Genomic DNA, 11,294 nt, shown 5'->3' on the forward strand with positions numbered 1-11,294 from the left:
GCAGTGTTACAACCACAGCCGGTCATTTTTTTGTCAGAGCAGGTATTGATTACAGTTAGGTGCAGGCATGCCACTGCCATTACCGTTCCGGTGTATTCATTTTACAATAAGTATTTTTTGAAACTTCCGGCGCCCGCGTCCGGTGATTATTCCACGATCAGCGTTTTTCCCTCCAGCCGCACATGCAGGCCATTCCCTTTAAAAAACTCGATCATGGTAGACAGGTTTACGTTTCTGTACATCTCTCCCTTGAAAACCATATCAGGGACTTTACCTTGATACTTCACTTCTATATCGTACCATCTTTCCAGTTGATGCATGATGGTATGTATATCGGCATTCTCGAAATCGAACATCCCGTTCTTCCAGGCTACTACCCTGTTGAGATCCACGCCTGACAATACTGAAATACTTTTAGAAGAAGTCTGTTTATTGCCAGTATTGGCCATTACAGCCTGTTGACCGGGTTTCAGGATCTCATTGTCACTACCGGCTCCGGTTACGCGAATACTGCCGGTCAGCAGGGTGGTACGGATCGCAGGTTCATTCGAATAGGCATTGACGTTGAAAAATGTGCCGAGTACTTCCACGGTAGACTTTCCATCGATATCCACCACAAAGGATTGCCCCGGACGTTTGGCCACTTCAAAATACACTTCACCTGTGATCCTTACATTCCTTTCATTCCCTGCAAAGGCAACAGGATAGGAAATGGACGAAGCGGCGTTGAGCCAAACCTTTGTTCCATCGGGCAACACAAACTGGTATTGCCCTCTTCTTGGAGTAGACATGGTATTCAGTAGCGCCATATTATTACTGGCGCCCCCGGGTTGGTAAACGATCTGTCCATCGGTCAGTTTTACAATGGAAACATTGCCCTGTTGTGCAAGTTGTCCATCGACGGCGCTGTCCACCGGAATGATGCTGCCATCCGCCAGAGTCAATATTGCTTTATCGCTTCCCGGCAGAATATCTGTTTTGCCAGGGATGTTTACCAGCGGTTGCCGGGTATCAGTCTGATTGCGTTGTATCGCAAACCAGGTAACGCCCACCGCCACCAGCAGTAGGATGGCCGCTGCATAGCGAAGGAATCTGTTGCGCCGCAAAGGAACAATACGCCCCGGCGTATCACTTGTTACCGCTGTTTGCTCCAACTGGCCTGTCATCTGTTCTTCAATGCCCGCGTACAACTGATCCCAGTTCACTTGTTGCAGCGTTGCTTCGGGTTGTTCAATCAGGGCTTGCAAGTGGCTGTGGAGCGGTGCATCATCCTCCCGTTGGGCCAACCAAACAGTCAATTCCTGCAACTCCGGTACCGTGGCGGTCCTGTCTGTATAGCGTTCCAATAAATAAGTGATCCGTTCGTTGGATAAAGTCATAGTGGAAAGTATCTATAATAGTATGATAGCACGATAACAAGATTGTACCAGGGTTGGGATTAATTTTTTTTACTTTTTTACCGCAATAAAAAACTGGATGGCTGTCAACCACAGGCCGATGCCTGTTTTAGCGAGTTTTTTCAGTGTTTTGATGGCTTCTGCCAGGTGATTGCGCACGGTATTGGGAGAGAGATCGAGCTGCCGGGCCACTTCTTCCCTGCTCAGTCCTTTTTCTTTGATCAGTTGAAATACCCTTGCCTGTTGTGGCGCTAACTGATCGATGGCCTTTTGGAGTTGTTGATATCTGGTTTCCAGAGCCCGCAACTCTTCTCCGCTCAGCTCATCGGAATAGGGCATATCTATTACGCCTCCACGCCGCAGGCGTTCTGCTGCGTCTTTCTGATATTGCTGGCTCAACAGCCGGTAAAATAAAGTATGGAGATAACCTAGCGGGTTGTCGGCTTCGCGCAGATACGATCTTTTCTGCCAGACGCGGATAAAAGTTTCCTGCACCATTTCTTCGGCAAAAAAATGGGAGCCGCTCATTTTATAGGCGGCGCTGTAAAACTTCTTTTTGAATCGCTCGAATAGTACCCGGAAGGCCTGCGCATCGCCATCGGCTATGCGGGAGAATAAATCTTTATCGATATGCCAATCAGAGTCAACCAAATATTGTCAACATTTGAAACGTAAAATAGAAAAAAATTGATAAAAGGAACAGGAAAAATCAGGATGATAAAAAGTCTCCAAAAAAGAATAGGCTCCCACAGCCTGATTTAAGATCATACTTTATTTGTAAGAGAAAACGGGCCGCCTCACATTTTTGAGACGGCCCGTTTGTATAACTGAATCAGGAATTGGCAACAATCGGGAAGGTACTTCAATAAGACAAAACCCACTATTTCCCAAATAGCATTACCAGAACCGGACATATAAAAGCGTCAGCAAGATAATTGTGATCACGATCATCAACGCAGTGCGGTTGTTGATCCTGAACATGCTGCGATCAAGCATGAATGCTTTGGGATTAATTGCTGGACCGGCAAAGCTCATACAGATCATCAGTAACATGGTAAAGAAGAACGACCATCCCATATTGATGAGAAAAGGAATTCTCCAGACAGTCTTGATGATATCGCCGGACTTTTCCTGTGTTTCAAAAGCTGTATACAGCCAGGTTTCATGTCCTAATACTGCCGGAGCATAGTTATTGAAAAATACAGACAGCAGGAAGCCAGTGATCACGCCGGCAATTGCAGCAGCGCCTGTGGTCCGCTTCCAGAACATACCCAGCAGGAACATAGCAAATACACCAGGGCTAATAAATCCCGTGTATTTCTGTATGAAAGTGAAACCACCTTCACCTCCAATCCCCAAAAGATCTTTCCAGGTGAATAACAAAGCAACTACCATCGCCACCAGTACCGTTACTCTTCCGATCCAAACCTGTTGTTTCTCTGTTGAATCACGTGAGAAGTATTTTTTGTGGATATCGAGGGTATAGATCGTGGAGATACTATTGAGTTTTCCTGCAAGCGATGCAACGATGGCCGCAGTTAATGCGGCAACCGACAATCCTTTCAGACCTGCAGGCAAAAAACTCAGTATGGCTGCATACGCACCATCCTTGCTTCCGCCTTCCAGCTGCGGCAATTGTCCATTCTTATACAGAACGTAGGCAGCGATACCTGGCAGCATTACAATCACAGGCATTAGCAATTTCAGGAAACCTGCAAACAGGATGCCGGTACGCGCAGTCTGTAGATCAGCTCCCAGTGCGCGTTGCGTAATATATTGATTACATCCCCAGTAATTGAGGTTCACGATCCACTGCCCTGCGAAGTACATGGTAATGCCTGGCAACACCAGATATTTGTCCACTTCAACTTGTGGTGCATCCTGCGCAGGTTTGGAAAAGATCATATGGAAATGGTCAGGCGCATCCTGCATCAATATCTTAAAACCACTCCATGCACCAGCCCCTGCTCCGGATCTTTCAGAAACAATGCTAAGTGCAAGATATGTGGTGGCCAATCCACCTACTATCAAAACGGCCACCTGGATCACATCTGTATAACCGATCACTTTCATACCTCCCAGGGTAATGAGCAGAGCAAAAACAGCCAGGCCGATCATGATCAGATGCAAAGCACCGCCTCCCATCAAGCCATCGATGGCAACAGCTCCCAGGTACAGGATAGATGTGAGATTCACAAATACATACAGGAAAAGCCAGAATACCGCCATGATCACAGCTACCGTTTCATTATAACGTCTGGTCAGGAATTGAGGCATGGTGTATATCTTATTCTTCAGATATACCGGAATGAACCAAACGGCAATAATGATCAATGCAATAGCTGCGATCCACTCATAAGCAGCCACTGCAATCCCTGCAAAAAAACCTTCACCGCTCATTCCGATGAATTGCTCCGCAGAAATATTCGAAGCAATCAGTGATGCTCCGATGGCCCACCAGGTCAACGAGCCTTCAGCCAGGAAGAAATCCTTTGTATCGGCAACCGGTTTTTTCTTTTTCCGGTAAATCCAGTATCCATATCCGGCAACTATCAAAAAATAGACAAGGAATACACAATAATCAATTGGCTGCAATCTTGAATTCATGTTAGTATAAGCTTAATAGTTTTGGAAAATGGCATCAGGATAGTTTATTGTAAGCGCAGTCATTCCATCGTAACTCATTCCTGAACCACCTGAGGTTAGTTCCTTTATCGATCAGAATCAACTCCATTCCAGCAATCAGGGAAAGATCTTCCAGATGCTGAACCGTAAGGTTCTGACTGAAACATGTATGGTGTGCCCCTCCGGCGAGTATCCAGGCAGTGCAAGCAGTGTTGATATCCGGATAAGGCTCCCATAACACTCTTGCCACGGGTAACTTCGGAAGATCATTTTCAGGAGCCACGGCCCTTACTTCATTCACAAGCAAACGGAACCGGTTTCCCATATCAATGACAGACGCATTCAATGCATCTCCGCCTCCTGCATTGAACACCAGCCGAACAGGGTCTGCTTTTCCTCCAATACCCAATGGATGTATTTCACAGGCTGGCTGCCCGGCTGCAATGGAAGGACAGATCTCAAGCATATGCGCACCCAGCACCAGTGGCCGGCCCGGCGTCTTCGCAAAGTGATAGGTATAGTCTTCCATGAAAGAATTACCTCCCTTCAATCCTGTAGCCATCGTTTTCATTAAGCGAACAAGTGCTGCTGTTTTCCAATCCCCTTCGGCCCCAAAACCATAGCCATCTTTCATCAGTCTTTGTACTGCCAGTCCCGGCAATTGCTTCAGGCCATGCAGATCTTCGAAGGTGGTGGTGAATCCTTTGAAGTTTCCCTCTTCCAGGAATCTTCGTAATCCAATCTCGATCTTTGCTGCTTCCTGCAGAGAATTATTATTTTTCAGTGTAGCTGCCAGCTTGTATTCGTCTGCATACTGCTGACACAATAGATCGGTTTCAATTTGGTCAACAGCATTCACGTATTGCACAAGATCACCTACCCCATGCGTATTCACCGAATAACCGAATTTCATTTCCGCTTCCACTTTATCGCCTTCGGTTACGGCCACATAACGCATATTATCACCGAACCGGACAAACTTCGCACCCTGCCAGTCGTGCCAGCCAGCTGCAGCCCTCAGCCAGGTATCGAGCTGAGTCAGCACAATCTCATCCTGCCAAAACCCGGTCACAACTTTTCTTTCCAGCCGCATCCGGCTCATGATAAAACCAAACTCCCTGTCGCCATGCGCCGACTGATTCAGGTTCATGAAGTCCATATCGATGTCATTCCACGGGATCTCCCGGTTGAACTGGGTATGCAAATGCAGCAACGGCTTTTGCAGCATTTTCAATCCCTGGATCCACATTTTGGCAGGAGAGAAAGTATGCATCCAGGTGATCAGCCCAATGCAATTCTTTGTGGAATTGGCATCGATACAGAGTTGAGAGATCTCTTCCGGCGTTTTGACAACAGGTTTATAAATTATCGTTACTGGTATTTTTTCATTGGAACCAAGAAAGCCGGCGATTTGCTGTGCATGCTCCGCAACCTGCTTCAGTGTTGCTTCCCCATATAAATGCTGGCTGCCGGTTACGAACCAGCATTCCAGTTGCTGAAATGGTTTACTCATTGTATGTTGATGAATTTGTAGATGGTAGTTTGTGTATACACCTGTCCGGGACGAAGAATGGTACCGGGAAAAGAAGGTTGATTGGGACTATCAGGAAAATGTTGTGCTTCCAGGCATAGCGCAGCATGTTGGATGTATGGTTTTCCATTTTTTGTATGGCTCAGTGTTCCATCCAGGAAATTACCCGAGTAGAATTGCAAGCCGGGCTCTGTGGTCCAAACTTCCATTCCTCTTCCACTTGCAGCATGCGATAGAATGGCCACTTTCCGAAGGGAGGCATCATGCTTGTTCAACACCCAGTTGTGATCATAACCGCCGGCCACCTGAGCAATATCCCGGCCAACCGGTTTGGCATTGCGGAAATCCAAAGCCGCGGTAACACCATCAACTCTTCCTATGGGGATCAACAGGGAATCAACAGGAGTATATTTTTCTGCATCGATCTGAAGATTGTGATTCAGGATGGTTGGTTCACTTCCTGCAGACAAATTGAAATAGGCATGTTGCGTGAGATTCACTGGTGTAGGCTTGTCAGTAGTGGCTTTGTAATCTATCCTCCATGAATTGTCGCTGCCAAGTGTATACATTACTTCAATATCCAGGTTACCCGGATATCCTCCCTCTCCGTCCTTGCTTTTATAGGTCAGTTTAAGGCTGCTGTCGCCCGGCAGCTTCGTGATCTGCCAGTATACCTTATCATAGCCTTTATTGCCTCCATGCAAAGAGTTGCCATGATCATTGGCATCCAACTGATACGGATGATCATCCAATGTGAAACCTGCTTTATCTATCCTGTTGCCGTAGCGGCCAATCAGTGCTCCAAAATAAGGGTTGCCTTTTTGCAGGTATCCTGCCAGGCTATCAAACCCGGCCACCACATCTCCCTGTTCACCATTCTTATCAGGAACGAGTAAACGCGTAACAGCACCACCATAGTTGATCACGCTCAATTCCATTCCCTGCTGATTAATGAGGGTATATTCCGTTACAGCTTGCGATTCAAAATTGCCAAACGGTTTCGTCATGATCAGTCTGTCTTTTTTGGGAGCCTGTGTGCAGGCTGTAAGTAATAAGAAAACAGGTAAATACTTCATAGGCTTCATCGTTGAGTGTGTTTATTGCCCGTAATAGGAACCGGGGCCGTGTTTACGTTCAAAATGTTTTTGGATCAATGCATCTTTCATACGGAGGGCCTTGGGATCGATCTGCAAAGTGAGCAGGGCCATTTTCGCCATTTGTTCCAGCACCACGCTATTATACACAGCTTTGGCTGCATCCCTTCCCCAGGTGAATGGGGCATGATTGCCTACCAGCATCATTTCAACGTTCCGGTGATCGAGGTCTCTTTCCAACAGGCATTCCATGATCTGAAAGCCGGTAGCGTATTCATAATCGCCTTTGATCAGTTCATCGCGCATTGGAGCTGCGCAAGGAATACTGGTAGTGCAGTGATCTGCGTGTGTGGTACCAAACAAGGGTATATCTTTCAGGGATTGCGCCCATGCCGTTGCATAAGTAGAATGGGTATGACAAATGCCGGCCACCTGTGACCAGTGTTTATATAATACAGCATGGGTAAGGGTATCAGAGGAAGGCCTGAGTGAACCTTCTATAACCCGGCCTTCAAAATCCACGATCACCATTTTTGCAGGAGTGAGTTGCTCATAGGGAACGCCACTGGGCTTGATGGCAAATACGCCACCAGCCTGATCTGCAGCGCTCACATTTCCAAAAGTTGCCACAACCAGTCCTGCAGCAGGTAATTGCATATTGGCCTGCCAGGCTTGCTCCCGGATAAACTCGTAACGGCTACGGCTATTCGTAATTTTTCTTCTGGTGGTGTGCTCTCCCAACCACTGATAGCGTTGGTATCTTCTGGAATAGTATTGCGTTAATGAAGTGCGGGGATGATACGTATGCTTAAATCCCTGCCCCATGGCCTTCATCGCATCTTCAACTGCAGGATAGATCCCGGCGGCAACTGCTGCAAACATGGCGGCGCCGGCGGCACAGGTTTGCCCGGACCGATGTATTCGTATAGGCATGCCAGTTACATCTGACATCAATTGCATTACATAGGGAGATTTATGTGCCACACCACCCAGACCGATCAGCCCTTTGATAGGTACTCCTTCAGAAACAAATCTTTCCACTATCGCTCTCGCGCCAAAACAGGTTGCTTCCACCAGGGCTTTGAAGATCCTTGCAGCATCGCTGCCCAGATCGATATTACTGATAGTGGCTTTCAATTCCTGGTTGGCATCCGGCGTACGTCTTCCATTCAGCCAGTCCACTGCAATCTCATCCTCTTCCTCTAGTGGCAAAGCTGCGGCAGCTTCGGATAGTTCGGGAATGGAGCGGTTTACCAGTTTACTGAACCACGCATAGATATCTCCGAAAGCAGATTGGCCGGCTTCGAGTCCTATCATCCCGGGAATTACCGAATCAGGTACCTGACCGCAGATACCTTTCACAACGATATCCTTCATTTCATCCCGGGGTATCGCCAGCATATCGCAGGTAGAAGTGCCCATCACCTTACTGAGGTAATAAGGTTCTATTTGTCCGCCAACAGCTCCCATATGCGCATCGAAAGCTCCTACTCCAATGATAACATCAGTGCTGAGCCCTAATTTTTCAGCCCACTCTGCACACAATGTACCGGCAGGAACATTGGAAGCATAAGTTTCGGTAAACAGTCTATCTGCACATCCATCCAGTAAGGGATCGATCTGCGCAAAAAAACTGTTGGGAGGAAGGCCACCAAATGACTCCGCCCACAAGGCTTTATGTCCTGCCGCACAAATGCTCCGTTTTAAATTATGTACATCCTTTCCACCAGTCAACAGAAAAGGCATCCAGTCGCAATGCTCCACACATGAATATGCTTCTGTACGAATGCGTTCATCATTTCTAAGCAGGTATAACCATTTAGCCCAGAACCATTCTGAAGAATAGATCCCTCCGCAGTAGCGCAGATATTTTTCAGCCTCTGGTTGCTGGTTGATATCAGCCGCTTCACGAATAGCGGTATGATCCTTCCATAATACGAACATGGCATTGGGATTGTCTTCAAATCCGGGAAGTAAGGCCAGAGGTACTCCTTCCCGGTTCACCAATACAGGTGTAGAACCTGTTGTATCGATCGAGATTGCTTTCACCTGTTCCGCAGCACCCTCCCCTGCCTGCTTCAGGCAGTCCTGTACAACATACCCGATCCCTTCCATATAATCGAGAGGATGTTGCCTGTACTGCTGTTTGGAAGCATTACAGTAGAGCTGCTTATTCCAACGCGGGTAAGTGAATACTGAAGACGCCAGTTCTGACCCGTCGCCGGCATTAACCAGTACTGCCCGAACAGAGTCTGTTCCGTAATCCACCCCTATGACATAATTATTGCTATCTTTTTTAAGTGTCATATTAACATTTATAATTTGAGGCAAAAAAAATTTCCCTATTGGAAAATCTCTTTGGTTGGTAAGAAACTGATGAAAGACCTCAGACTGGACGAATATTTACGTTTATCCAGTTTAAAATAAAAAGCGCCTTTCTTTGATGATCCTTTTTCTTTTTCTTTTTGTCTTATGATGAGGCCAGAGCTCTGCAATTTCCGAATGAAATTTCGCTTATCCAGTTCTTTACCATAAACAGATTCGTAGAGGTCCAATAATTGCCGGATGGTGAAACGGCCTGGTAACAACTCGAACAATATAGGATGAAGCGCAGCCTTGTATTGCAATCTTTCCCGCGCCGTTCCCACCATCTGATCATGATCGAAAATAAGAAGTGGTAACTCTGACAGCGGGAACCATTCAGCATGAAAATCTTCACTCAGTTGTTTTTTATATTGTCCTATATCCACCAGCGCATAGTATACAACAGAGATCGTTCTTTCCATGGGATCCCGTGCCGGGTCGCCAAATGCAAAGAGCTGTTCCATAAACACACCTTTGAGACCGGTAAGTTGTTCCAGGATGCGGCTTGCTGCATTATCGAGGCTTTCCTTTGGCTGCACGAAACCGCCCATTAAACTCCATTTGCTTTTCTGAGGCTCAAATCCCCTTTTGATCAGCAGCAGTTTCAGTGCTTCTCCATCAAACCCAAAGATCACACAATCAACTGCTACAAGCATTTTATCAGCGCGATAATGTTTTACAGCCATTTCTGAACGGGTCTCCGGATACATATCTTCAGTGAATCTAGGATGATATTTTCAGGTATACAAATTTTAAATGTCTTTTTTACACTTATTTTCTCCAGTCTAAACAATGGATTAATATGTGATTCACCGGACGGGAAAGAAAGACATCGGTTGGAGATCTTCCGACCGGCATCAGAGCGGATGTAATTGTTATTTTTCAAATTTCCAGTGATCGAAGTTGAAGAGTTCACGGCCCGCCGTGATGTTTTGACCCTTAAATGAAAAGTAGAGATCATGGATGCCGGTAACAGGTGTGAGCACCGGCTCCGTGAAGGTTTTCCATTTGTTCCACCCTCCTGTTCGGGGAATATGGAGAGTGGCCAGTTTCACCCCACCTACACTGTCTGCAAACACTTCCAGTATTCCGCCGCCCAGCCCTGTGGCCAGACTTGCTGAAAATTTTTTGGGAGAGATCTTCCCGAAATCAACCGCACGCACTTTTATCCATCCTTTTGAGCGGATATCAGTAACAAATACACCGGTACGCGGATCCTGATCCGTTGTACAGTTCTCTGCCCAGGCGATTGTTTCCGCTTCAACACGGCGATAAGGATCGATGGAACCAACTGGTTCTGGTCCCGTGGCAGAAATGGAAATGGCGGGAATTGTACCGTCCTCATTGTATTTGAAAGACTCTACAGAAGTGGAGCGTCCATAACTTCCGCCTCCTTTAAGCAATCCGGTATGATAGAACAGATAGGACTTCCCTTTGAAGTCGATGATACCGCCATGATTGGTGAAGCTATTGGTTGGCTGTTTGGACATGATCTTTCCCTGATAGGTCCAGGGGCCTTCAGGGCCACTGCTCATTGAATAGGAAAGACATTCTGTTCCATTTTCCATTCCTGCAAACATCTGATAATAATGACCATTCCGTTTGTAGAACCAGGGGCCTTCCACAAACATATCTTTATTGGGCTCTGTGTGGCTGCCCTCGCTTGCTTGTTCTTTGGGCGACCTTCTCACTCCACCAAATGTGGCCACGGTCAAGGGTACTTCATTTATCTTCCCTGCATAAGAGATCATATCGGGATTGAGCTTCACGTAATAAAGCTGTCCATTTCCCCAATACAGGTATGCCTGACCGTTATCATCAATGAAAACTGTCGGATCTATATTGGACCAGCTGCCTGTTGTGATCAAAGGCTTCCCGATAGCATCCCTGAATGGTCCCCTGGGATTATCACTTACCGCAACTCCTACAGACATATTGTTCTTGTCTGTTTGCATACAAACATACCAGTAAAATTTTCCGTTCCGCTGTATGCATTGGGCTGCCCAGGCCCTATCTACTGCCCAGGAAAAACTCTCAAGCGATATGGGAGCTCCATGATCGGTCCAGTTGACCATATCTCCAGAAGAGAATACCCTCCATTTGGTCATATAGTAAAAACCATAACCCGGAATATCGTCTCCCGTATATACATAAACGCTGTCTTTGTATATCATGGGCGCTGGATCAGGAGTATAGTGAGTTTGGATAACGGGATTTTGGGCATGCGATGCAACACCTGTAACCAGGGCCGTTATCAGGAAGATCAATGATCTCATAATTACA

At 46.7% G+C, this 11,294-nt stretch carries 8 protein-coding genes; all 8 read right to left on the minus strand.

Translation table 11 applies throughout. From position 1 onward, the window contains the following. Positions 1-146: 146 nt before the first annotated feature. A complete protein-coding gene (locus tag FSB84_RS27055) occupies positions 147-1,379 on the minus strand; it encodes a FecR family protein (protein WP_130544103.1) in 1,233 nt (410 codons plus the stop codon). 69 nt (positions 1,380-1,448) lie between these two features. Beyond that, entirely contained in the window at positions 1,449-2,048 is a 600-nt protein-coding gene (locus FSB84_RS27060) for an RNA polymerase sigma factor (RefSeq protein WP_130544104.1), read from the minus strand. Between the two features lie 246 nt (positions 2,049-2,294). Beyond that, a complete protein-coding gene (locus tag FSB84_RS27065) occupies positions 2,295-4,004 on the minus strand; it encodes a sodium:solute symporter family transporter (RefSeq protein WP_130544105.1) in 1,710 nt (569 codons plus the stop codon). A 34-nt stretch (positions 4,005-4,038) separates the two neighbouring features. Beyond that, a complete protein-coding gene (araA, locus tag FSB84_RS27070; RefSeq protein ID WP_130544106.1) occupies positions 4,039-5,535 on the minus strand; it encodes an L-arabinose isomerase in 1,497 nt (498 codons plus the stop codon). Beyond that, positions 5,532-6,629, minus strand: a complete 1,098-nt coding sequence (locus FSB84_RS27075) for an aldose epimerase family protein (protein ID WP_130544260.1) — start codon at positions 6,627-6,629, stop codon at positions 5,532-5,534. The genes araA and FSB84_RS27075 overlap by 4 nt, the downstream gene beginning before the upstream one ends. Positions 6,630-6,650: 21 nt before the next feature. After that, positions 6,651-8,954 (minus strand): ribulokinase, encoded by a 2,304-nt coding sequence (locus tag FSB84_RS27080; protein ID WP_130544107.1) that lies wholly within the window; start codon positions 8,952-8,954, stop codon positions 6,651-6,653. Between the two features lie 35 nt (positions 8,955-8,989). Continuing rightward, positions 8,990-9,697 (minus strand): NUDIX hydrolase, encoded by a 708-nt coding sequence (locus FSB84_RS27085; RefSeq protein ID WP_130544108.1) that lies wholly within the window; start codon positions 9,695-9,697, stop codon positions 8,990-8,992. Between the two features lie 189 nt (positions 9,698-9,886). Next, the gene (locus tag FSB84_RS27090; protein WP_130544109.1) at positions 9,887-11,287 is read right to left on the minus strand and encodes a glycoside hydrolase family 43 protein; all 1,401 of its coding nucleotides are present in this window, start codon (positions 11,285-11,287) and stop codon (positions 9,887-9,889) included. Positions 11,288-11,294 lie beyond the last annotated feature (7 nt).

The organism is Pseudobacter ginsenosidimutans, assembly GCF_007970185.1.
GTDB classification, from domain to species: domain Bacteria; phylum Bacteroidota; class Bacteroidia; order Chitinophagales; family Chitinophagaceae; genus Pseudobacter; species Pseudobacter ginsenosidimutans.

Coding starts and splice junctions, on each gene's coding strand:
- FSB84_RS27055 (WP_130544103.1), bottom strand. CDS start 1,379: ATGACTTTATCCAACGAACGGATCACTTATTTATTGGAACGCTATACA.
- FSB84_RS27065 (WP_130544105.1), bottom strand. CDS start 4,004: ATGAATTCAAGATTGCAGCCAATTGATTATTGTGTATTCCTTGTCTAT.
- araA (WP_130544106.1), bottom strand. CDS start 5,535: ATGAGTAAACCATTTCAGCAACTGGAATGCTGGTTCGTAACCGGCAGC.
- FSB84_RS27075 (WP_130544260.1), bottom strand. CDS start 6,629: ATGAAGTATTTACCTGTTTTCTTATTACTTACAGCCTGCACACAGGCT.
- FSB84_RS27080 (WP_130544107.1), bottom strand. CDS start 8,954: ATGACACTTAAAAAAGATAGCAATAATTATGTCATAGGGGTGGATTAC.
- FSB84_RS27085 (WP_130544108.1), bottom strand. CDS start 9,697: ATGGCTGTAAAACATTATCGCGCTGATAAAATGCTTGTAGCAGTTGAT.
- FSB84_RS27090 (WP_130544109.1), bottom strand. CDS start 11,287: ATGAGATCATTGATCTTCCTGATAACGGCCCTGGTTACAGGTGTTGCA.